General features: G+C 68.2%; 23 protein-coding genes. 15 read left to right on the forward strand and 8 right to left on the reverse strand.

Translation table 11 applies throughout. From position 1 onward, the window contains the following. The first annotated feature begins 331 nt into the window (after positions 1-331). The 8 genes from AC1PZ7_RS22440 to soxA are packed head-to-tail and all read left to right on the forward strand — an operon-like array spanning position 332 to position 6,595. Entirely contained in the window at positions 332-790 is a 459-nt protein-coding gene (locus AC1PZ7_RS22440) for a (2Fe-2S)-binding protein (RefSeq protein WP_482357390.1), read from the forward strand. 11 nt (positions 791-801) lie between these two features. Further along, on the forward strand, positions 802-2,994 hold the full coding sequence (locus AC1PZ7_RS22445) for a xanthine dehydrogenase family protein molybdopterin-binding subunit (protein WP_482357391.1): 2,193 nt from the start codon (positions 802-804) through the stop codon (positions 2,992-2,994). Then, positions 2,994-3,299 (forward strand): c-type cytochrome, encoded by a 306-nt coding sequence (locus AC1PZ7_RS22450; protein WP_482357392.1) that lies wholly within the window; start codon positions 2,994-2,996, stop codon positions 3,297-3,299. Before AC1PZ7_RS22445 ends, AC1PZ7_RS22450 begins: the two co-directional genes overlap by 1 nt. After that, on the forward strand, positions 3,235-4,548 hold the full coding sequence (locus AC1PZ7_RS22455) for an FCSD flavin-binding domain-containing protein (RefSeq protein WP_482357393.1): 1,314 nt from the start codon (positions 3,235-3,237) through the stop codon (positions 4,546-4,548). Before AC1PZ7_RS22450 ends, AC1PZ7_RS22455 begins: the two co-directional genes overlap by 65 nt. Further along, the gene (gene soxX, locus AC1PZ7_RS22460) at positions 4,545-5,015 is read left to right on the forward strand and encodes a sulfur oxidation c-type cytochrome SoxX (RefSeq protein WP_482357394.1); all 471 of its coding nucleotides are present in this window, start codon (positions 4,545-4,547) and stop codon (positions 5,013-5,015) included. Before AC1PZ7_RS22455 ends, soxX begins: the two co-directional genes overlap by 4 nt. Before the next feature lie 4 nt (positions 5,016-5,019). Further along, positions 5,020-5,505, forward strand: coding sequence for a SoxY-related AACIE arm protein (locus AC1PZ7_RS22465; RefSeq protein WP_482357395.1), 486 nt, complete (start codon positions 5,020-5,022; stop codon positions 5,503-5,505). Next, on the forward strand, positions 5,502-5,825 hold the full coding sequence (gene soxZ, locus AC1PZ7_RS22470; RefSeq protein WP_482357396.1) for a thiosulfate oxidation carrier complex protein SoxZ: 324 nt from the start codon (positions 5,502-5,504) through the stop codon (positions 5,823-5,825). The genes AC1PZ7_RS22465 and soxZ overlap by 4 nt, the downstream gene beginning before the upstream one ends. An 11-nt stretch (positions 5,826-5,836) precedes the next feature. After that, the gene (gene soxA / locus AC1PZ7_RS22475) at positions 5,837-6,595 is read left to right on the forward strand and encodes a sulfur oxidation c-type cytochrome SoxA (RefSeq protein ID WP_482357397.1); all 759 of its coding nucleotides are present in this window, start codon (positions 5,837-5,839) and stop codon (positions 6,593-6,595) included. 55 nt (positions 6,596-6,650) lie between these two features. Here soxA and AC1PZ7_RS22480 read toward each other — a convergent pair whose 3' ends face one another. Further along, positions 6,651-8,192: a sensor histidine kinase gene (locus AC1PZ7_RS22480; RefSeq protein WP_482357398.1), complete on the reverse strand. Its 1,542-nt coding sequence runs from the start codon at positions 8,190-8,192 to the stop codon at positions 6,651-6,653. Then, positions 8,189-8,908 carry a response regulator gene (locus AC1PZ7_RS22485; RefSeq protein WP_482357399.1) on the reverse strand — a complete coding sequence of 240 codons (720 nt, stop codon included), beginning with the start codon at positions 8,906-8,908 and terminating at the stop codon, positions 8,189-8,191. The genes AC1PZ7_RS22480 and AC1PZ7_RS22485 overlap by 4 nt, the downstream gene beginning before the upstream one ends. Positions 8,909-9,190: 282 nt before the next feature. Between AC1PZ7_RS22485 and AC1PZ7_RS22490 the strand changes: the two genes are divergently transcribed. After that, the gene (locus AC1PZ7_RS22490) at positions 9,191-9,466 is read left to right on the forward strand and encodes a hypothetical protein (protein WP_482357400.1); all 276 of its coding nucleotides are present in this window, start codon (positions 9,191-9,193) and stop codon (positions 9,464-9,466) included. A 221-nt stretch (positions 9,467-9,687) separates the two neighbouring features. Here the strand turns inward: AC1PZ7_RS22490 and AC1PZ7_RS22495 are convergent, their stop codons facing one another. Continuing rightward, entirely contained in the window at positions 9,688-10,689 is a 1,002-nt protein-coding gene (locus tag AC1PZ7_RS22495) for an AraC family transcriptional regulator (protein WP_482359707.1), read from the reverse strand. Positions 10,690-10,771: 82 nt separating this feature from the next. Here AC1PZ7_RS22495 and AC1PZ7_RS22500 point away from each other — a divergent pair, with 82 nt between their 5' ends. After that, positions 10,772-11,986: an MFS transporter gene (locus tag AC1PZ7_RS22500; protein ID WP_482357401.1), complete on the forward strand. Its 1,215-nt coding sequence runs from the start codon at positions 10,772-10,774 to the stop codon at positions 11,984-11,986. Positions 11,987-12,200: 214 nt separating this feature from the next. Continuing rightward, positions 12,201-12,323, forward strand: coding sequence for a hypothetical protein (locus AC1PZ7_RS22505; RefSeq protein ID WP_482357402.1), 123 nt, complete (start codon positions 12,201-12,203; stop codon positions 12,321-12,323). Positions 12,324-12,350: 27 nt separating this feature from the next. On the opposite strand, the gene AC1PZ7_RS22510 is transcribed toward AC1PZ7_RS22505, so the two are convergent. Continuing rightward, on the reverse strand, positions 12,351-12,980 hold the full coding sequence (locus AC1PZ7_RS22510; protein ID WP_482357403.1) for a LysE/ArgO family amino acid transporter: 630 nt from the start codon (positions 12,978-12,980) through the stop codon (positions 12,351-12,353). 73 nt (positions 12,981-13,053) lie between these two features. Here AC1PZ7_RS22510 and AC1PZ7_RS22515 point away from each other — a divergent pair, with 73 nt between their 5' ends. Further along, the gene (locus AC1PZ7_RS22515; protein WP_482357404.1) at positions 13,054-13,977 is read left to right on the forward strand and encodes a LysR family transcriptional regulator ArgP; all 924 of its coding nucleotides are present in this window, start codon (positions 13,054-13,056) and stop codon (positions 13,975-13,977) included. A 194-nt stretch (positions 13,978-14,171) separates the two neighbouring features. Here AC1PZ7_RS22515 and AC1PZ7_RS22520 read toward each other — a convergent pair whose 3' ends face one another. Further along, positions 14,172-15,377, reverse strand: coding sequence for a M14 family metallopeptidase (locus tag AC1PZ7_RS22520; protein ID WP_482357405.1), 1,206 nt, complete (start codon positions 15,375-15,377; stop codon positions 14,172-14,174). 527 nt (positions 15,378-15,904) lie between these two features. Between AC1PZ7_RS22520 and AC1PZ7_RS22525 the strand changes: the two genes are divergently transcribed. After that, complete coding sequence (locus AC1PZ7_RS22525; protein WP_482357406.1) at positions 15,905-16,693, forward strand: phytanoyl-CoA dioxygenase family protein; 789 nt, start codon at positions 15,905-15,907, stop codon at positions 16,691-16,693. Positions 16,694-16,937: 244 nt separating this feature from the next. Here AC1PZ7_RS22525 and AC1PZ7_RS22530 read toward each other — a convergent pair whose 3' ends face one another. Then, positions 16,938-17,648 carry a L,D-transpeptidase family protein gene (locus tag AC1PZ7_RS22530; RefSeq protein ID WP_482357407.1) on the reverse strand — a complete coding sequence of 237 codons (711 nt, stop codon included), beginning with the start codon at positions 17,646-17,648 and terminating at the stop codon, positions 16,938-16,940. A 367-nt stretch (positions 17,649-18,015) separates the two neighbouring features. Between AC1PZ7_RS22530 and hydA the strand changes: the two genes are divergently transcribed. Both hydA and AC1PZ7_RS22540 read left to right on the forward strand, forming a co-directional pair. Further along, positions 18,016-19,440: a dihydropyrimidinase gene (gene hydA / locus AC1PZ7_RS22535; protein WP_482357408.1), complete on the forward strand. Its 1,425-nt coding sequence runs from the start codon at positions 18,016-18,018 to the stop codon at positions 19,438-19,440. Continuing rightward, positions 19,437-20,102 carry a GntR family transcriptional regulator gene (locus AC1PZ7_RS22540; protein ID WP_482357409.1) on the forward strand — a complete coding sequence of 222 codons (666 nt, stop codon included), beginning with the start codon at positions 19,437-19,439 and terminating at the stop codon, positions 20,100-20,102. Before hydA ends, AC1PZ7_RS22540 begins: the two co-directional genes overlap by 4 nt. A 319-nt stretch (positions 20,103-20,421) precedes the next feature. Here the strand turns inward: AC1PZ7_RS22540 and AC1PZ7_RS22545 are convergent, their stop codons facing one another. Together AC1PZ7_RS22545 and AC1PZ7_RS22550 are read right to left on the reverse strand one after the other, a co-directional pair. Next, positions 20,422-21,159 carry an amino acid ABC transporter ATP-binding protein gene (locus AC1PZ7_RS22545; RefSeq protein ID WP_482357410.1) on the reverse strand — a complete coding sequence of 246 codons (738 nt, stop codon included), beginning with the start codon at positions 21,157-21,159 and terminating at the stop codon, positions 20,422-20,424. Continuing rightward, positions 21,131-21,559, reverse strand: a complete 429-nt coding sequence (locus AC1PZ7_RS22550) for an amino acid ABC transporter permease (protein WP_482359708.1) — start codon at positions 21,557-21,559, stop codon at positions 21,131-21,133. The genes AC1PZ7_RS22545 and AC1PZ7_RS22550 overlap by 29 nt, the downstream gene beginning before the upstream one ends. Positions 21,560-21,570: the final 11 nt, after the last annotated feature.

A 21,570-nucleotide genomic window follows, 5' to 3' on the forward strand; every position in this document is an offset into this window, starting at 1 on the left:
GGCGTGCCGTCGAAAGAACTCTGAGGCCTGCGCGCAAACGGGCGCTTGTCGACGCGCGCGTCGACGACTGGAAGGTATCGACGCGCGCGTCGGCACCCGGTCGGCAGCGACGGTGCTCTGACCCGGACGCCACGGACTCTCTTTGTATCAATTCTTATCAAGACCCGCCGCCGCGACACATCGCGACAATGAGGCGCGCGGGCGGCACGCTTCTGCGACACCGCCCGCCTAGCGTTGCCCGGTCGATGAACGCCAGCCGCGACGCTCGCCGGGCGCTTCCATGCCTTCCGGCCCCTGCGGCACGCACCGTTTCTCCAGCCGGGAGTCCATCATGGTCCAGATCACCGTCAACGGACAGACGCATGAGATCGAGGCCGAGCCCGATACGCCGCTTCTCTGGGTGCTTCGCGAGCAGATCGGCCTTACCGGCACCAAGTTCGGCTGCGGCATCGCGCAGTGCGGCGCCTGCACGGTGCATATCGACGGCGTGGCGACACGCTCCTGCGTGATGCCGCTTTCGGCCGTCGAGGCCGACCAGAAGATCGTCACCATCGAGGGGCTGTCGCCGGACGGCTCGCACCCGGTGCAGAAGGCCTGGCTGGCGCTCGACGTGCCGCAATGCGGCTACTGCCAGACCGGCATGATCATGGCGGTGGCCAGCCTGCTGGAGAGCAACCCGAAGCCGAGCGACGACGACATCAGCGCCGAGATCACCAATATCTGCCGCTGCGGCACCTATAACCGCGTCCGCGCCGCCATCCACATGGCGGCCGACGGCAAGGCCGGCTGAGGGAGAGCGCCATGAGCATCATCCAGTCGGTCTCGCGCCGAAACTTCATCGTCGGCTCCGCCGCCACGCTCAGCGGCCTGTCGCTCGGCTTCCATGTGCCGTTCGCCGGCCCCGCCCTGGCGCAGGACGCGGCACCCGCTTCGCCGCCGGAGATCAATGCCTGGGTGGTGGTGAAGCCGGACGACACCGTCGTCATCCGCATCGCCCGCTCCGAGATGGGCCAGGGCACGCTGACCGGCCTCGCCCAGCTCGTCGCCGAGGAACTGGAATGCGACTGGTCGAAGGTCACGACCGAATATCCCGCGCCGGGCGAGAACCTGAAGCGCGACCGCGTCTGGGGCAGCTATTCCACCGGCGGCAGCCGCGGCATCCGCGATTCCCATGACTATGTCCGCAAGGGCGGCGCCGCCGCGCGCCACATGCTGATCGCCGCCGCCGCGGAACGGTGGGGCGTGCCGGCGAGCGAATGCACGGCCGCCGACAGCGTCATCACCCACGGCCCCAGCGGGCGCACCCTGCGCTTCGGCGAGGTGGCCGAGGCCGCCGGCCGCCAGACGCCGCCGGCAGAGGTGTCGCTGAAGGACCCGAAGGACTGGAAGATCGCCGGCAAGCCGCTGCCGCGCCTCGACACGGTCGAAAAGCTCACCGGCAAGCAGGTCTATGGCGCCGATCTCAAGCTTCCCGGCCTGCTGAACGCCGCCATCAGGGCCTGCCCGGTCTTCGGCGGCACGCTGGCGAGTTTCGACGCGGCCGCAGTCGAAAAGATGCCGGGGGTGAGGAAGGTGGTGCGGGTGGACGACCGCTCGGTCGCCGTCGTCGCCGACACCTGGTGGCGGGCCAAGACCGCGCTCGACGCGCTGCCGATCACCTGGGACGAGGGCCCCAACAAGGACCTGACCAGTGCCGACATCCGCCAGATGCTGGCGGAAGGGCTGGAGGCCGAGGACGCCTTCATCGGCAACAGCCAGGGCGATGCGAAGGCCGAGTTGGCCCGCGTGGCAGCGGCGGGCGGCAAGGTGATCACCGCGACCTATGCCTTCCCCTACCAGAACCACGCCACCATGGAGCCGATGAACGCCACCGCGCTCTACACCGCCGACAAATGCGAGGTGTGGGTGCCGACGCAGAATGGCGAGGCGAGCCTTGCCGTGGTCGCCGAGGCGGCCGGGCTGCCGGTCGGCCAGTGCGAGGTCTACAAGATCCATCTCGGCGGCGGCTTCGGCCGGCGCGGCAATTTCCAGGACTATGTCCGCCAGTCGGTGAGCATCGCCAGGCAGATGCCCGGCACCCCGGTCAAGCTGCTGTGGACGCGCGAGGAGGACATGCTGCACGGCGCCTATCACCCGACCACGCAGGCCAGGCTGACCGGGGCGCTGGACGCGGACGGCAACGTGACCGCCCTGCACATGCGCATCTCCGGCCAGTCGATCCTCGCCGCGGTGCGGCCGCAGGGCATGCAGGGCGGCATGGACCCGGTGGTGTTCCAGGGCCTGACGGCGAACCTGCCGGAGGGCCATCTCGCCTACACCGTGCCGAACCTGCTGATCGACCACGCCATGCGCAATCCGCCGGTGCCGCCGGGCTTCTGGCGCGGGGTGAACCTCAACCAGAACGCCATCTACATGGAGTGCTTCATCGACGAGCTGGCGCACGCCGCCGGCGCCGAGCCTCTCGCCTTCCGCCGCAAGCTGATGGCGGATCATCCCAAGCACCTCGCCGTGCTTGAGGCGGCGGCCGAGGGCATCGGCTGGGACACCCCGCCGGCGCCGGGGCGCTTCCGCGGCCTGAGCCAGATCATGGGCTTCGGCTCCTATGTCGCCGCCGCCGCCGAGGTGTCGGTGGAGGATGGCGAGCTTCGGATCCACCGCATCGTCGCCGCCACCGACCCGGGCCATGTGGTCAACCCGGCGCAGGTCGAGCGGCAGGTCGAGGGCTCCTTCGTCTATGGCCTTTCCGCCTGCCTCTATGGCGAATGCACGGTGGCCGGCGGGCGGATGGAGCAGGAGAACTTCGACACCTATGAGGTGTTGCGCATGGCGCAGATGCCTGCGGTGGAGACCCTCATGCTGCCCTCCGGCGGCTTCTGGGGCGGGGTGGGCGAGCCGACCATCGCGGTCGCCGCGCCGGCGGTGCTCAACGCGCTGTTCGCCGCCACCGGCAAGCGCTACCGCACCATGCCGCTGAAGAACCACGAGCTTGCCTGATGCGCCTGTTCCATTTCATGCTGCCGGCGCTGTGGCTCTTCATGGCCTCGGCTCCGGCGGACGCCGCGCCGCCGCGCGGGGCGACCTCCTGCTCGGGATGCCATCCGCGCACCGCCGGCAAGGGGCCTGTGCCGAGCCTGAACGGGCAGCCGGCGGAGCAGACCGTGGCGCAGATGGCCGCCTTCCGTTCGGGCGAGCGCCGCTCGACCATCATGACGCGCATTGCCAAGGGTTTCACCGATGAGGAAACGCGCGCGATCGCCGATTATTTCGCCGCCGGCGGCAACGTTCCCGCTCAGCCGTAGGCGCGTTCTAGGCTTCGCCGCCGGCGCCTGCGCGGTTCTGGCGAGCCCGGCCGTGCGCGCCCAGGCGGCACCGAGGGTGGTGGTGATCGGCGGCGGCTTCGCCGGCGCCAGCTTCGCCCGTGCCGTCAGGCGGGAGGACCCGCAGATCGCGGTCGCGCTCATCGAGCCCAGCGCGCATTACACCGCCTGCCCGCTCAGCAACGCGGTCATCGCCGGGCTGCGCGACATGAAAGCCCAGCATTTCGGCTATGCCGGGATCGAGGCGGACGGCATCGTCCATGTGCCGCAGAAGGTGGTGCGGATCGAGGCGGAGCAGCGGCGCGTGGTGCTCGCCGACGAGGTGCGGCTGAGCTACGACCGGTTGATCGTCGCGCCGGGCATCGACATGCGTCTCGACGCCCTTCCCGGCTATGACGCCGCCGCCACCGGGCTGATGCCGCACGCCTGGAAGGCGGGCGAGCAGACCCTGCTGCTGCGCCGCCAGCTGGAAGCGATGGCCGATGGCGGGCTCGTCGTGCTCTCGGTGCCGGCCAACCCGTTCCGCTGCCCGCCCGGCCCCTATGAACGGGCGAGCCTCATCGCGCACTATCTCAAGGCCCACAAGCCGCGCTCGAAGATCCTCATCCTCGACGCCAAGGACGCCTTCTCCAAGCAGCGCCTGTTCGAGGCCGGCTGGGCCGCGCTCTATCCCGGCATGATCGAATGGGTCGGGCTGTCCTTCGGCGGCGGCGTGACCGAGGTGGACGCGCCGACGCGGACCTTGCGCACCGAATTCGGCGAGCACCGCGCGGCGGTGGCGAACGTCATCCCCCCGCAGCGCGCCGGGGCCATCGCGGCCATCGCCGGCGTCGCCGACCGCACCGGCTGGTGCCCGATCGACCCGGTCAGCTTCGAATCCCTCCTCGTGCCCCATGTCCACGTCGTCGGCGACGCGGCCATTGGCGGCGCCATGCCCAAATCCGCCTTCACCGCCAACGCCCAGGCCAAGGCCTGCGCCAGCGCCGTCATCGCGCTGCTGCGTGGCCGGAGCCCCGGCGAGCCCAAGCTGATCAACACCTGCTACAGCCTGCTCGCGCCCGATTACGGCATCTCGATCGCCGGCGTGTACAGCCCCAGAAACGGCCTCCTCGCCGAAGTCGAGGGGGCCGGCGGCACCTCGCCGCTCGACGCGCCGCCGGCCGTGCGCGCCGAGGAAGCCGCCCTTGGCGAGGCGTGGTTCGCCACCCTCACCGCGGAAGCCTTCGGGTGAGGGGCGCCGCGGCGGGCGCATGGGCCGCCTTCGCCCTCTCCTGCGGGCTGCCGGGCACCGCGCGGTCCGACGACATGGCCGGGCACGAGCTTGCGCCCTATGTCGTGTCGGGAGACGCGATCCTGGAGCCGCTTGCCGGGCGGCGCGGCGACCCCGCCCTCGGGCAGGCGCTGATCGGCGAGCGCCACCGCAGCCTCTGCATTCTCTGCCACGCCCTCCCTTCCGGCGCGGCACAGCTTCAGGGCACGCTGGCGCCGAGCCTCGCCGGCATCGGCTCCCGGCTCGACGAGGGCCAGATCCGGCTGCGGATCGTCGACATGAAGCGGCTGAACCCGGAGAGCCTCATGCCGGCCTATCATTCGCTCCGGGCGGGCCAGCGGACCGCGCCCGCCTGGCAGGGCAAGCCGGTGCTCGGCGCTGCCGAGATCGAGCATCTGGTGGCCTATCTCGTGACGCTGAAGGAGTGAGCCCATGAAGGAGCCCACCAGACTTGAGCCTGCCGGCGGCCCCTCGCTCGGCCGGCGCGCCGTGCTCGCCGGCGGCGTCGGCATCCTCGTGATGGCCCTGCCCCTGCGGGCGCTGGCGCGCCCCTCGCTTGAGGCGGCCGTCGCCGGCTTCACCGGGGGCGCGCCGGTCCATGCCGGCCGGGTGAAACTCAGCGTGCCGCCGCTGGTGGAGAACGGCAACGCGGTCGGCGTCACCATCGAGGTCGAGAGCCCGATGACGGAAGCCTCGCATGTGCGCCGCATCGGCCTGTTCAACGAGAAGAACCCGCAGGCCGACGTCGCGGTGTTCTCGCTCGGCCCGCGCAACGGCCGGGCGCGCATCGCCACCCGCATCCGGCTGGCCACCTCCCAGACCCTCCTCGCGGTCGCCGAACTCAGCGACGGCACCTACTGGACGAGCGAGGCGAACGTCATCGTCACCCTCGCCGCCTGCATCGAGGACCTGTCATGAGCAGGACCCTCGTCAGCGTGCCCAAAACCGCCAAGAGCGGCGACATCGTCGACATAAGGGCGATGATCGCCCACCCGATGGAAACCGGCTACCGGATGGGGCCGAACGGCGTCGCGTTTCCCCGGCGCATCATCACCCGCTTCGTCTGCACCTATGACGGGGAGGAGGTGTTCGCGGCCGAGTTCTTCCCGGCCGTCTCCGCCAATCCCTTCGTGTCGTTCAGCCTCGTCGCCTCAGCGAGCGGCACGGTGGAATTTGAATGGACCGATGACGAGGGACAGACGGAGACCGCCGGCGCCGAGATCGTGGTGACCGGATGATCCGGCCGGCCATGAGCCTGGTCGCCCTGGCGCTGCTGGCCGGCGTCGCGCCGGCGGGCGAGATCGGCTCCGGCGAGCGGCGCTCCGGGCGCGCCTTCATGGCGCCGGAGACGCAGGCCCTGCAGGCGGACGATACTAGCAATCCCGGCATGCTCTGGGTCGTGCAGGGCGCGGCCCTGTGGGAACAGAAGGCGGGAGCGTCGAACCTGTCCTGCGCCGGCTGCCACGGCGCGGCGGCAAGCATGCGCGGCGTCGCGGCCCGCTATCCCGCCCTCGATCCCGCCAGCGGCAAGCCCATCGATCTCACCGGCCGCATCAATCAATGCCGCCGCGAACGGCAGGGCGGAACGCCGCTGGCGCGCGAGAGCGACGACCTTCTGGCCCTCACCACTTTCGTGGCCCATCAGTCGCGCGGCATGCCGATCGCGCCGCCGATCGAGCCCGCTCTCGCGCCGTTCCGCGAGAGCGGGCGTCGGCTCTTCACGACACGCATGGGCCAGCTCGATCTCGCCTGCGCCTCCTGCCACGACGACAATTGGCGCCAGCGTCTCGCCGGCAGCCCCGTCACGCAGGCGCACCCGACGGGCTATCCCCTGTACCGTCTGGAATGGCAGGGGATCGGCTCGCTGCAGCGGCGCATGCGCAACTGCATGATCGGCGTGCGCGCCGAGCCCTTCGCCGCAGGGTCCGACGCGTTCATCGCGCTGGAACTCTACCTCATGCAGCGTGCCGCCGGCATGGCGATGGAAACGCCCGGCATCCGCCCCTGAGCGGCTTGCGCCCCTGAGCGGCTTGCCCACCTGGAACCGGTGCACGCCGAACCGCTCATTCCGCCGGCGTGCGCCGTGGCGTGCCGCTGGGCAGGCCGGCCCGCTGCGCGGAACGCGCCATTGCCCGCGCATCCGGCGCCGGCGTCTCGGCATAGGGCAGGCTGATGGTGGCGCGCAGCCCCCGCCCGGTATTGGCGAGGATGATGTCGCCGCCATGGTGGCGCACCATGTTGCGCGAGATCGACAGGCCGAGGCCGATGCCGCCGGTGGCGCGACTGCGCGAATGCTCGATGCGGAAGAACGGCTCGAATGCCTTCTCGACGATTTCGGGGGGAATGCCCGGCCCGTCATCCTCGATCACGATCTCGATCGCCTGCGGCGTCGTGCGCAGCGAAACCCGCGCGCGTTCGCCATAGCGCACCGCGTTCTCCACCAGGTTGCGCACCGCCCGCTTCAGCGCGTCGGGACGGCAGCGATAGCTGATCTTCGGCCCCTCGGCGCAGCATATCTCGTGGCCCAGCTCGACCAGGTCGTCGCACAGGCTCCCCACCAGCGCCGTGAGGTCGACATTGCGCGTGACCTCCTCGGTCGCCTGCTCGCGCGAGAAGGCCAGCGTCGCCTCGGTCATGGCGCGCAGCTCGTCCAGCGTGTCGAGCATCTTCTCGCGCGTCTCGTCATCGGCGACGAACTCCGCCCGCAGCCGCAGCGAGGTGATCGGCGTGCGCAGATCATGCCCGATCGCCGCCAGCATGCGGGTGCGGTCCTCCACGAAACGCTGGAGCCGCGACTGCATCAGATTGAACGCCACCGCCGTATGGCGGATGTCGTCCGGGCCCTTCTCCGAAAGCGGCGCCACGCTCTCGCCGCGGCCCAGCGCTTCCGCTGCCGCCGCAAGGCGCCGCATCGGCGTCGTCATGGTGCGGGCGATGAAGGCCGCGCACAGGGACAATATGACCGCCGTCACCGCCAGCGAGATCAGCGAGCGCGTGGTCAGCATGCTGTTCATCATCTTCTTGGAGAACGCGCTGTTGAGCCACGATCCGTCTTTCAGCTGCACGGCCAGGCCCATGCCGCCGGCATCGCCCCAATAGACGAACTTGGCCGCCCGCGAGAGCGGCCAGGCATGGGCGGGAAGGTCGATCCAGGACGAGGCCGGCGTGCCGTTCGCGGGTATCGGCGCGGCCACCGTCGCGCTCGCGGGCCGCGGTGCGAGAACCGGCGCGGCCGCTGCCGTCTCCGGCGTGCCCTGTTCGGTGTCCGCCAGATTGGCCAGCGTCGGCAGCGGCTCCGCGAGGCGCCTCTTGGCCTCCTGCCGCCAGCTCTCGACATCGCCGGGGAAGGTCGGCGACACCCAGAAACGGGTATAACTGGTGCCGCTGGCCTGCAGGATGTCCTGCTGCACGGCGGGCGGCGTGGTCTCGAGCACCTGTGCCACCGAGGCGCTGCGGCTGAGGAATTCGGCCTTGGCCACGCGCACCAGCGCGCCGCCCATCTCATCGGTGAACAACAGGAAGCTGATGCCCTGCGAGACCGCGAGCGCCAGCAGCATCACGGCGACGAAGCGGGCGGTCAGGCCGCGGTTCCACACCCCGATCATTGGCCTTCCACCTCGACCGAAAAGCTGTACCCGCCGCCCCAGTGCGTCTTGATCAGCACCGGCGATTTCGGGTCGATCTCGATCTTCTTGCGCAGCCGGCTGACCTGGTTGTCGATCGCCCGGTCGAACGGCTCGGCGCTGCGCCCGACCGTCAGGTCGAGCAGCTGGTCGCGGCTCAGCACCAGCCCGGCATGGTCGAGGAACGCGCTCAGCAGCCGGAACTCGGCGGTGCTGAGCGGCACGGTCAGCCCATCCTGGTCGATCAGCTCGCGCCGGCCGACATTGAGCGCCCAGCGGTCGAAGCGCACCTCCTTGGCCTTGAGCTGCCCGCGCTGCGGCGGCAGGCTCTGCACCCGCCGCAGCACCGCCTTGATCCGCGCCAGCAATTCGCGCGGGTTGAAGGGCTTGGAGAGATAGTCGTCGGCGCCCAGCTCCAGCCCGACGATGCGGTCGGTCTCCTCCGCCATCGCCGTCAGCATGATCACCGGCAGACTGGTGGATTCGCGCAGATAGCGGCAGAGCGAGAGCCCGTCCTCGCCCGGCATCATCACGTCGAGCACCACGAGATCGAACGCGTTGCGTTCCATCAGCCGGCGGAACGACGCGGCGTTCTCCGCCAGCGACGTGCGGTAGCCGTGCCGGTGCAGATATTTGCCGACCAGATCGCGAATGTCGCGATGGTCATCAACGATGGCGATGTGCGGTACGGCGTCCATGAGAGAGCTCCACGCCTTTTACATACCGCTATCGCCCTTTTCGCGCTGGGGAAAATTGTAACAAACCGTATAGCCCGCGAAACCTGCGACACCCGGAGACAATTGACACCCCGAACTGAAGAAATTCTGCGACATCTTCCCCCTATGTTGATCTCATCCGACGACGACAACCCCACGTCGTGTCAGACGCCCGAGTAAATTCAATTACTCGCATCTCATATACGCCTTCTCCTGCGCGCCAAAAGGTCGATCAGGAGGGAAAAAGAGACAGGAAAGATCACCATGACTTCTATCAACTGGAAGATGACCCTCACCGCCACCGTCCTTTCCCTTTCCGCCGCCGGCCTCGTCAACACGGCGCTGGCCGAAGGACGGGATCCTGTGGAGAAGGCCGGCTACGACGCCGCTGTCCGCAGCGCCAGCGAGGCGCGGGTCAATGGCGGCGCCGGCGCGCCTGTCATCGAGGGCCGCAATACCTATGTCAGCGAGCCTTCGACGATGAATGTCGAGCCCTACATCCAGCGCCAGATCGAGCAGAACGCGCGCTCCACCCGCTGAGCGCGTCACGCTCTCGAGGCAAGGGCGCGGGCCGGGAGGCCCGCGCCCTTCGCGCTTCCGGCACCATCCCCTCTCCAGACAACCGCATCAGCTCTCGGACATCGCGGCCGCGATCTCGGCCGATGGACGCGCCGGAGCGTCGACCGCGGCGCAACGGCCAATGTGAAGGCCGGCTTCAGATGAGGCGCCGATGACCGCTCCCGGCGCAATTGCGCCGCGCGTTACTCGGCCGCTCGCGGGGTGAGCTGTGTCGCCCTCATCGCCCCCGGCGCATGTCCCATGGTCCTCTTGAAGGCACGACTGAACGCGGCCTGCGAGCCATAGCCGAGCCGGTTGGCGGCGGTCTCGATGGATAGGTTATCCCGCGTGATCCACTGCGCCGCCAGACGCATGCGCAACTCGGTGAGATAGCGAAGCGGCGTCATCCCGGTAACCTCGAGAAAGCGCGCGGCGAACACGGAGCGGGAGGCGCCCATCACCGACGCCAGCTCGGCCACCGTCCATTCGCGACCCGGATGACGATGCACGGCGGCGATGACGCGTACGAGCCGTGGATCGCGCAACGCCGCCACCCAGCCGGCCGCCGCGCCACAGCCGCACTCGACCCACGCCCGAACGATGAAGACGGAGACGACTTCGGCGAGACGAGCCAGGATACCGGCGAAACCCGCGCGATCGCCACGCGCCTCCCGCTCCATGGCGTCCAGCATCGGGGGCAGCTCCGGGTAGCGGTCGAGCAGCGTGCCGACCGACATCACCGACGGCATCAAAGCCACCAGCGGCGTCATGCCGCCGAGCTCGAACTCCATGCAGCCGCTGAAGATCACCACGTCCGTGCTGCGGCACGCGTCGGCATCGCAGGCGTTGATCGCGGCGACGGTGCCGCAAAGCGGCGCCTCCGTGAAGGCCGATACCGTTCGGCACGGCAGGTCCGGCCCGGATACGAGGTCATGAGCGCCGCCATGCGGCAGCAGGACCGCCGATCCGGCCTCCAGTTTCTCCGTCACGCCCTCGGCCCGGCGCAGATAGACCGAACCGCGGGAGATGAAATGGAACTGCGCGCGCCCCTGCTCGCTGCCGAAATGCACGCCGAAAGGCGGGGATATCTGTATCCGGCGATATTTCAGCCCGACGAGCCTCATGCCGCCGAGCAGCTCGCTGACGACGTCGGAATAGGCGGGCGGTCGCGAAGAGGTCGCGTCTTCGGACGAATGATCAAACATGCCGGACATTCTGGCATGGTTAGTCCTGCGGAGCCAGCGTAGCGTGTTGCGATGCAGCATCCTTCTCTGGAAAGGCAGTTGAATGAGTGAATCGCTCGCGCTCGACGCGTCAGCCGTTACCCCGATCTCGCCCGCCTGGGCGGCGGTCGGGTCCATGACATTGGGGGTTTTCGGGCTGGTGACCGCCGAATTCCTTCCCGCCAGCCTGCTGACCCCGATGGCGGCAGATCTCGGCATTACCGAAGCCGCCGCCGGACAGGCGGTGACGGCGACGGCCCTCGTGGCGCTCGTCGCCAGCCTGCTCGTCGCCGCGGCCACGCAGCGCATCGACCGGCGGAATCTGCTGATCGCCTTCTCCGTGCTGCTGGTGATCTCGAACCTCGTGGTTGCCTTTGCACCGAGCCTGCCGCTGCTCATCCTCGGGCGCATACTGCTCGGCATCGCTCTCGGCGGCTTCTGGGCGATGTCGGCAGCGCTCACCATGCGCTTGGTGCCGGAAGCCCTCGTGCCACGCGCCCTGTCGATCCTGTTCAGCGGCGTCTCGGCCGCGACCGTGTTCGCCGCCCCGGTCGGCAGCTATCTCGGCCATCTGTTCGGCTGGCGGGCGGTCTTCCTGCTGGCGGCGGCGATGGGCATGGTGACGATCATCACTCAGATCATGACCCTGCCGCGCCTGGCTCCGTCCGGTTCGGCACGGTTGCGCACACTCGTCGACGTGCTGCGCCGGCCGGGGGTCGCGCTGGGGATGTCCGGGGCAATGCTCGCCTTTGCGGGGCATTTTGCCGTCTTCACCTATATCCGGCCCTTCCTCGAGACGGTCACGGGCGTCGGCGTCTATGCGGTATCCGGCATATTGCTGGGCTTTGGTTTCGCGAACTTCGTCGGAACGCTGGTCGCCGGCCCGCTGATCGAGCGAAGCCTGAAGGCCGCCCTGCTCGGAATGCCGCTGCTGATGGCCGGGCTGGCCGTCGCCCTCGTCACGCTGGACGCCGACCCGGCCGCCCATACCGCGCTGTTCGCCTTGTGGGGTTTCGCATTCGGCGGCGTTCCGGTGGCGTGGTCGACATGGCTTACTCGCGCGGTGCCGGATCAGACGGAGACCGCCGGCGGCCTGCTGGTCGCGTCGGTGCAGCTGGCGATCTCGGTCGGCGCGGCCGGCGGCGGCGCGATACTGGCTATCGATGGAGTGACGGGCACGTTTGCCGCTGCGAGCCTCGTCTTGCTGATAGCGGCGCTGATCGTCCTGCTCGGTGTGCGCACCGCACCCGTGAGCGAGCGTGCGGTGGCCACGCATTAGGCCAATGATGCAGTGGCTGAACGGCTCGCGCCTTGCGCGCTCTTCGGCCACTGCATCGCTCGACATACGAGGTTCCAAGACCTGCGTTGCGCCGGTAGGCAGGCGCCCGCTCATGACGCGCCCCGGCCATGGCGTCGATGGGCCAGGCGAGATGACGTGTCCGTCGAGTTTGGACGTACAATTATGGTTCCGCGCGCATGGAAGCCTGCGCGTCATGTGCGTGATCGCGCAGCGGCTCGGTCTCGAAGTCGGCGATCCGCCGCTGCCGCTGCGACGGCCGGGTCCCGAGGTGGCGGCAGGGGTCGAGGCCGCGCTCGACAGGCCCGCCACGCCCTGAGCGCGCAACGCTTTCGCGATCGACGGATCAGCCGGGCAGCGTGAGCGCGCGTGCCACCAGGGAGGTGGCAAGGGCGAGCATGACGATCCCGACGCCGGCATCGAGCACCCGCCAGGCGGCCGGCCGGGCGAAGAGCGGCTGCAGGAGCCGCGCGCCATAGCCGAGCGTCGCGAACCAGGTGAAGCTCGCCGCCGCCGCGCCGGCCACGAAGAAGGGGCGCACCTGCTCGGCCTGGGCGGAACCCGCCGCTCCCATCAGCAGGACCGTGTCGAGATAGACATGCGGATTGAGCAGGGTGAAGCCGGCGGTGGCCATAAGCGCCCGCGTGAGCGTCATGGTGCTCACCGCGCTCACCGCCATCGCCTCCGATCCCGCCATCCGCCGCAGCGCCCGGACGCCATACCATCCGAGGAAGCCGGCGCCCGCCAGGGCGAGGAGCGTCGTGAGCTGCGGCACGGCGGCGAGAAAGGCGCCGACGCCGGCCACGCCGGCGCCGATGAGCAGCGCGTCGGCGGTGCCGCAGAACAGCACGATGGCGCCCACGTGCTCGCGCCGCAGCCCCTGCCGCAGGACGAACAGGTTCTGCGCGCCGATGGCGATGATGAGCGCGGCGGAGAGCAGGAAGCCGGTGGCGAAGGGCATGAGGACGTTTGTCATGCCGCGTTGGTGGCCCGGCGGACCCATCAAGTAAAACTTGTTCTTCTAAGTTCGATGAAGCAAAACTTCATCCATGCTGGATTACCCCTCGCTTGCCGCCGTCGCCGCCGTGGTGCGGGAAGGCACGTTCGAGCGCGCCGCCACGGTGCTCGCGATCACCCCGTCGGCGGTCTCGCAACGGGTGCGCGGGCTCGAGGAGCGTCTCGGTGCGATCCTCATCGTCCGCGGCCAGCCCTGCGAGGCGACCGAACTCGGCCGCGCCCTCTGCGCCCATCTCGATCGCGTGCGCCTGTTGGAGCATGATCTGGCGTCGGCGCTCGGCAGCATCGCCGCCGGAGCGGGCGAAAGGCTGACGCTGCCGGTGGCGGTGAATGCCGACAGCCTCGCCACCTGGTTTCCGGCCGCGGCCGCCGCCTTCGGGCGGATGACGGACGTGTCGCTCGACCTCGCCCTGGACGACGAGGCCCATACCGCCGCGAGGCTTCGTTCCGGCGAGGTGCTGGCCGCAGTCACCGCCGAGCGCGAGCCGGTGCAGGGATGCCGGACGATCCCGCTGGGCGCGCTGCGTTATGCGGCCTGTGCGAGCCCGGATCTTGCCGGGCGTTACTTCGCGCGCGGCGTCACCGCCGAGGCGCTGGGACAGGCTCCGTGTCTGCGCTTCGACCGGCGGGACTTCCTGCAGGCGCGCTGGGCGCGGGCGGCGTTTGGCGTGGAGCTGGCCGGCCCGGTCCACTGGGTGCCCTCCACCCACGGATTCCTCGACATGACGCTGGTCGGACTGGGCTGGGGCATGCATCCCTGCGTGATGGTGCAGGACCACATCGCCGCTGGTCGCCTCGTCGAGCTGGCGCCGGCGCACAGAGTGGACGTCCCGCTCTACTGGACCGTGACCCGCCTCCACGCCGCCGCGCTGCGGGGGCTGACGCAGGCCGTTCGCGTGGCGGCCGGCGCGGTCCTGGCGACCGGTGAACAGGGGGTGGGCCACGGCGATCTCTGACATCGCAGGAAAGCTCCGCCCCGAGTGGCGAATGCTGAGTGCCCGCCCCGCCGCCCATGGGGCATGCCGGTCCACGACGCTTGCCGCGCTTGTCGCTATCCAAGGCCGGCCGGTGACGTGCCCTTCCGCCCGTAGGCACTCTGCGTGCGGGCCCATGCGGCGCAGGGGCCCGATGCAGGCCACGTGCCCGGCAATCACTCGGGATACGTCTCGCCGCCGTCCGGCGTCGCCCTGTGGAACAGGATGAACACCAGGGGGTTGCCCGGCTCGGCCATCGCGTCGCTGCGCTGGCCGGTCACCTCGCCGGCCACGCCGCTTGTGTATTCCGCGACCACCTCACCGAAGCTGTCGCGCTGGACAGCGACCTTCTGCCCGGGCTCCACCTTGTCGTTGAGCCCCACCAGATGCTCGACGATCCCGCCCTCGGTTGCCAGGATCGGGAGTGCGCTGTTGCCGACGAAGACGCCCACGTCCTTGCCCGTGCGTCCCATCGGCCCGGCCACGATGCCGTGATGCTTGAGGACGTTCATCGTGCCTTCCACGAACAGCGCGATCCTCCCGGGGTCGAGCACGCGGGCAGCGCCGATCTCCGGCGTGAAGGCGGGGATGCCCACATCCATGAAGGCGTTGTGCAGCACGCCGGGATAGACGTGATTGTCGAAGATCTGGCCGACGGGATAGAGCTCCACCATCGCCTTGACCTCGGGCACATCCATGCCGGCGATGTTGAAGGCGGTGACGTCGAACCCGGTCGTCCCGGTGTGGAAGTCGATCGCGGCATCGGCGTTCGGCCGCAGCAGCCGGTTGAACAGCAGTCCGGCATGCCGGCTTGGCGCGGTGAGGCCGTTCTCGTTGCCGGGCCATTCCCTGTTCATGTCGATCAGGTCGGCGCCCCGGCCTGCATTGGGCCATCGGCGCTGCATGCCCTCCAGAGCCGGGCGGGACACGTCGGTGACCGCCATCACCGTGCCCGACATCTCAACCGGATCGAGCTGGTTCATCACGCTCTGGACCGTATGCACGGAACTCATCTCGTCGCCGTGCACGCCGCTGACCAGCACGACGCGCTTGCCCGGCCTCGCCCCCTTGGCGACGGTCACCGACACGTACCAGTGCTGGCCGCCGGCCATCTCGACGCCCTGGAAATACAGAAGGTGCCTCTGCCCGGGCTCCAGGTCGCTGACGTCGAGCGCGCTGACGACCTTTTTCCCCTGGATGATGTCGCCGGTGTAGACCGTCGCTGACGGCGCGCCGGATGCCGGACCGGCAGCGGACGCCGTCGGTTCCTGGGCGCCGGCGGAACCGGCATTGGCGACGAGCCCTGCCGATGCGCCGATCGCTGCAACGGACGCGATCACGAAGTTGCGGCGGTCGAGGTGCTCGTCCGGCTTGTTCGACATGGGCAGATCCTTTCGATGTCCATCGCGCCGGGCCGGGGTTTTGCAAGGTGGCCCGGCAAGCTCGCAAAAGGCGCGAGTAGACGCTTGATGCGACCCGAAGGGCCGCGGTTTCCGCTCTCCATGCGGACCTGCCCCCGGAACAGTCAGGATGGACCGGCGGGCATCATGGTCCGGCTTACCACTTTGTTTTCCTGCATGTCGGTGTCGAGACTATGATGACGGGTGCAACGGGTCTGCTCGCCCCGGCTCCGCCGATGAACGACCGCTTCCGGCGTTCGGCCGACCGTCCGCTTCAGGCGCGAGCAGGCATGCTGTCGACCGCCGACCGCTTGCACGGGGGGCTTGCCGACGCCACTTCCCGGCTGATCCCGTGTCTTGAACCCAAGGAGACGAGCCCCTAGAGTCGCGTCATGATGATCATGTCCATGTTCTTCCCTCTGATCTGAACGACCTTTGTCGTTCCGGCGCATCGCGCGCCTATCAGATCAATCTGGCGTCGCTGATGCGAACGCCAACGGGGAACGTTCATGCCCAAAACAGAGCATGCCGGCCTGACCGATCGTCAGGTGCAGGATTTCATCGTCGATGGTTTCGTCAAGATGGAGGGTGCTTTCAACCCCACGCTGGCGAGGCAATGCAGGGACGAATTGTGGGCGGATATCGGCCTGTCCCCGGATGACCCGGGCGGCTGGACCAAGCCGGTCATCAGGGTTGCATCCAAAGGCTCTCGTCCCTTCGTGGAAGCAGCCAACTCACCACGACTTCACCGGGCCTACGACCAGTTGGCCGGCGCGGGCCGCTGGCTGAAGCCGCAGGGGCTCGGCACCTTTCCGATCCGCTTTCCCTCATCGGTAGCCCCAGGTGACGATGGTTGGCATGTCGATATGAGTTTCGGAGAATCTCCGGACTTCATGGAATGGCGCGCCAATGTGAAGAGCCGCGGACGGGCGCTGCTGATGCTCTTCCTGTTCTCGGATGTCGGTCGAGACGATGCGCCGACGCGTATCCGGAAGGGTTCGCATGCCGTCATTGCCCGCGAGCTGCTGCCCCATGGCGAAGACGGGGCATCGCTCCGCCAGCTCTCCGCCGACGGCTACGCCTCGAGCGAGAGCTGCACGACCGAAGTGGCGACAGGTCCGGCCGGCACGGTTTTTCTGTGCCATCCCTTCCTCGTTCACGCCGCTCAACCTCACCGGGGAACGCAGCCGCGCTTCATGGCGCAGCCGCCGCTGCTGCTCAAGGGTGATTTCGATCCGGACCTGCCGCCGTCGCCCGTCCAGGTCGCGATCCGCAAGGCCTGCGGCTTGAAGCTCTGAGACGACGTCACCCGGGGCCGCTGGCGGTCCCGGGTTTCATCAGACCTGTTTGGCAGTGACCGGCTGGGGCCAAGGAGGGAAGGTCTGGTTCCGGGCGGCCCCGATATCGGCTCGTGGCGCCGGGCGGGCGGCCGGTTCGGCGATTTTCCAGGGGCCGCCGGCGCCCCATCGCCGGGACTGCGAGCGCGCGCGCGAGCCCTGCGCTGCCCACGCCCGCGCCGCCTGGGCTGGAAAACGCCCGCGGCTATGCCGGCAGGACGACCACCTTCGTCTTGACCGGCGTGCGTGCGTAGAGGTCTATCATGTCCTGGCTCAGGAGGCCGACACAGCCGCTTGTGATGCCTGAGCCGATGGTCTCCGGATCGCTGGTCGCGTAGATCGTGTAGAGCGTGTAAACGCCGTTCTGATAGAGGTGCAGCGTGCGGGCGCCGAGCGGGTTGTCGAGGCCGCCCGGCATGCCGCGGGCATATTTGGCCGCCTCGGGCTGGCGCTTGATCATTTCCCTGGGCGGTGTCCAGGTCGCCCACTCGCTCTTGCGCCCGACATAGGCGTCACCGCTCCACAGGAAGCCGTCGCGGCCGACATTGGCGCCATAGCGGGTGGCGGTTCCGTCGTCCTCGACGCGATAGACGTAGTAATTGCCGGGGTCGACGATGATCGTGCCCGGCGCTTCCTCGGTCTCGTAGCGAACGGTTCGGCGAAAATACTTTGGCTTTACCTTGTTGACGTCGACCGCCGGTATCGGGAACTTCTCGTCCGGCACCGGCCCGTAGACCTTCGCCGCCTCGGCGAGGCTCATGCCGTCGGGTGCCGCACACCCGGCCAGCCCCAGCGCGCCGAGGCTGACGGCGGAACCGGCGAGAAACGACCGGCGGCTGAGAAGCCCCGCCCGACGCCGGAGCCGGGCGATCCCATCCATCGTGCCGGCATCGGCATTCCGATCGTCCATGAACATGATTTTGGACTTCCCGTGTCCTGCTGCCCGGCGAGATGATATCCCGTCATACACCCGCGGAGCGTCCTGCTGGCCGTTGTATGCCGTCACGCGGCGCGACTGGCAAGCTCGGGCACTCGCCGCACGGCGCTCGCGATGCGCCAAGGCCGGCCGAGATGGAGCGCAAAGCGGCTTAAACCCGTCCACTTTTTCGGGGGGGAAGATCAGATCGGCCATCCGGGACCGCGGTCCGCATGTCGCGCGCCTCGTCAGTTATCGACGGCTCAGCGGACCATTTCCCCGTCTTGTTCCATCGGCACAACGCAAATCCAGCTTCTCCTTTGCATTCGATATGTATACAATCATGCGATATGATTGAGGAATATCGATGACCGAGTTCGATACCGTGATTTCAGGCGGCCTGGTGGTGACCGCGGGTGATCGCGTTCGCTGCGACATCGGGATCCGCGACGGCAAGGTCGCGACACTCGGTTTCGATCTGCCAGGCCGGGAGATCATCGACGCGTCGGGCAAGCTGGTGCTTCCGGGCGGCGTCGATTCCCACGTCCACATCGCCCAGCCTTCGGGTGATGGAATCGTCATGGCCGACGATTTCGAGACCGGCACCCGCTCCGCCGCGTTTGGCGGGACGACGACCATCATGCCCTTCTGCCTTCAGGAGAAGGACGTGCCGCTGCGCGAGACGCTTCGGGCGTATCACGCGAAATCCGACGGGCAATGCCATGTCGATGTCAGCTTCCACCTGATCATCAGCCAGCCGAACGAACAGCTTCTGGGCCAGGACCTGCCCGCGCTGGTCGAAGACGGTTACACCTCGTTCAAGATCTTCATGACCTATGACGGGCTGAAGCTGAACGACCGCGAGATTCTCGACGTCATGTCGGTGGCGCGGGAGACCGGCGCGCTCGTGATGGTGCACGCCGAGAATTACGACGCGATACGCTTCATGACCGAGGAGTTGGAAAAGGCCGGAAAAACCGCGCCGCGCTACCACGCGACCTCTCGCCCGAAGGTGGTGGAACGCGAAGCGACCCACCGCGCGATCTCGCTCGCCGAACTCGTCGACGTTCCCGTGATGATCGTGCACGTCTCCAATCGCGAGGCGATGGAGCAGATCCGCTGGGCGCAGCAGCGCGGCTTGCGGGTGCTGGGGGAAACCTGCACGCAGTATCTGGTGCTCACCGAGGATGATCTCGACGGTCTCGGGATGGAGGGCGCGAAGTATGTCTGCTCGCCGCCTCCCCGCGACCGGGAAAGCCAGGAGGCCTGCTGGGAGGGCCTGCGGACCGGCGTATTCTCGGTGTTCTCCTCCGATCACTGCCCCTTCCGCTATGATGACGAGCAGGGAAAGCTGGCCCCGAAGGGACGCTCCAGCTTCCGCTGGGTGCCCAACGGCATTCCCGGCATCGGCGCGCGGCTGCCGATCCTGTTTTCCGAGGGTGTGACGAAGGGGCGGATGAGCCTCGAGGAGTTTGTCGCGGTCACCTCGGCCAATCCGGCGAAGACCTACGGCCTGTATCCGCGCAAAGGAACGATCGCCGTCGGCGCGGATGCCGATATCGTCATCTGGGACCCGGAAAAGCGGATGACGCTGCGCCACGAGATGCTGCAGGACGGCGCCGACTACACGCCTTATGAGGGCATGGAGATCACCGGCTGGCCCATCCTTACCCTCGTGCGCGGCAACAGGGTGGTCGAGAATGGCGAACTGGTCGGCAAGAAGGGAATCGGCGCCTATCTGCCACGCGACCGTTCACCCTTCACTTCCCCGATAACGAGAGACGATCGATGAGCACCACTGCCGCGATGGATGTCGAGTCAGGTGCGCGCAGCGAGAACCTGTCCAATCTCGCCTACAAGTCCGTTACGGAGCTGATCCGTGACCGGCGCCTGCGCGGTGGCGAGACAATCGTCGAATCGCGGCTCGCGGACCAGCTGAACATCTCGCGCACCCCGCTGCGCGAGGCGTTGCAGCGGCTGGAAGGCGAAGGGCTGGTCGTCAAGGGCAATGGGCGCTCCTTCAAGGTGCGCCATGTCGACCTCGGCGAGTATCTCCAGAGCCTGCGCGTTCGCGAGATCCTGGAGCCCGAAGCCGCCGCGATGGCCGCCGGGCACATTCCGCGGATGGAACTCGCGACAGTACGCGCAGAGATCAACAGCCTGCAGGCCGCGACGGCCTACCACACCGACGCTCACTGGCGCTCCGACGACAATCTCCACGAACTGTTCGCCCGTCATTGCGGCAACGAGGTGCTGATGAAGGCGATCCGCGGTTTCCGCGTGACGACGCGCCTGTTCGAGATCGCGCGCCTCGCCGACCGCGTTCAGCCGGATTCGCTCGAGCATCTGGCCATTCTCGAGGCGCTGGAAGCCGAAGACCCGAAGGCTGCCCGCAAGGCCGTCCAGTCCCATATCCGCAGCATCGGCGACTTCGCCATCGCCACGGTCCGCTAGGGCGTCTTCGAGCGAAGTGGCTCCGGTTCGCGTGAGGGAAACGCGTCGACCCAAACCACTGGAGCATTTTCGGTCAACTCCCGTTCACCGAAACGCTCGGGCGCCGCGCGGACGCACCCGCGCGCAGCAGCAGGACGCCGCTGGCGATGATGACCGCGCCGCCGATCATCACATGGAGATCGGGCATCTCGCCCCCGACATCAGGAGCGCCGCGAGCCATGGCCGCGGAGCTCTCTCCTGCAGCGGCGGAGGCATGGCCTGCGAGGCGTGGCCTGCGAGGCGTGGCCTGCGCCCCGTCCGGCGTGGCGCCCGCGCTCATTCAGTGACGCAGGATCTTGGAGACGAAATCCTGCGTGCGGGCCTGTGTCGGTGCGTCGAAGATCTGCGCGGCCGGCCCTTCCTCGACGATCTTGCCGCTCGCCATGAAAACCACGCGGGAAGCGATTTCGCGGATGAAACCCATCTCGTGCGAGACGATCATCATCGTCATTCCCTCCTTGGCGAGGAGGCGGATCGAGTCCAGCACCTCGGACACCAGCTCCGGATCAAGCGCGGCGGTCACTTCGTCGAGCAGGAGGATTTCGGGCCGCAGGGCCAGCGCGCGGGCGATGGCGACACGCTGCTGCTGTCCCCCGGAGAGCTGGTCGGGGTAGGAATTGAACTTGTCCGCGAGCCCGACCTTTGCGAGCAGGGCCTTCGCCTCCTCCTCGACCTCCGCCTTGGGGCGCTTCTTGATCTTGGTCGGCGTGATCGTGACGTTCTGCAGCACCGTCATGTTCTGGAACAGATTGTACTGCTGGAACACGATGGCGATGCGGTCGCGCAGGCGCCGCACGTCGCGCGGCTTGGCGTAATCGACCGATTCGCCGTCTAGCTTCACGGTGCCCGAGACGGGCGGCAGCAGCCCCATCACCACCCGCAGGATCGTACTCTTGCCGGAACCTGACGGCCCGATCAGGCCGATGACGTCGCCGCGGCCGACGCTGAGGTCGATACCGGACAGCACGTTGTGCGACCCGTAACAGGCCTCAAGAGCGGTGATGTCGAGATGATGCAAGGCGAACCTCCAGCGCCGCGCCGAGCCGCGCGAGCGGATACGAAATCAGGAAATAGATGATCAGGATCGCGCCGAATGCGAGCGCTGGCGAGAAACCCTTGTTGTTCAGCACCTTGCCGGCATAGGTGAGCTCGACCACGCCGATCTGCGAGGCGAGCGCGGTGTCCTTGATGAACAGCACGAAGAAGCCGAACGCCGGCGGCAGGATGAGGCGCCAGGCCTGCGGCAGCACGACATGGCGAATGGTCTGCAGCAGCGAGAAATTCATCGCCGCCGCCGCTTCCCACTGGTTCTGATGTACCGCGTTCAGCCCGCCACGGATGATCTCCGCCAGGAACGCTGCCGCGATGAGTGTCGTCTGTCCGTCGTCAGAACATTTGGCGCAACTCGCGGGGTAAATTAGCGGAGTGC

The sequence above is a fragment of the Ancylobacter sp. TW_SC_1 genome (assembly GCF_056836805.1).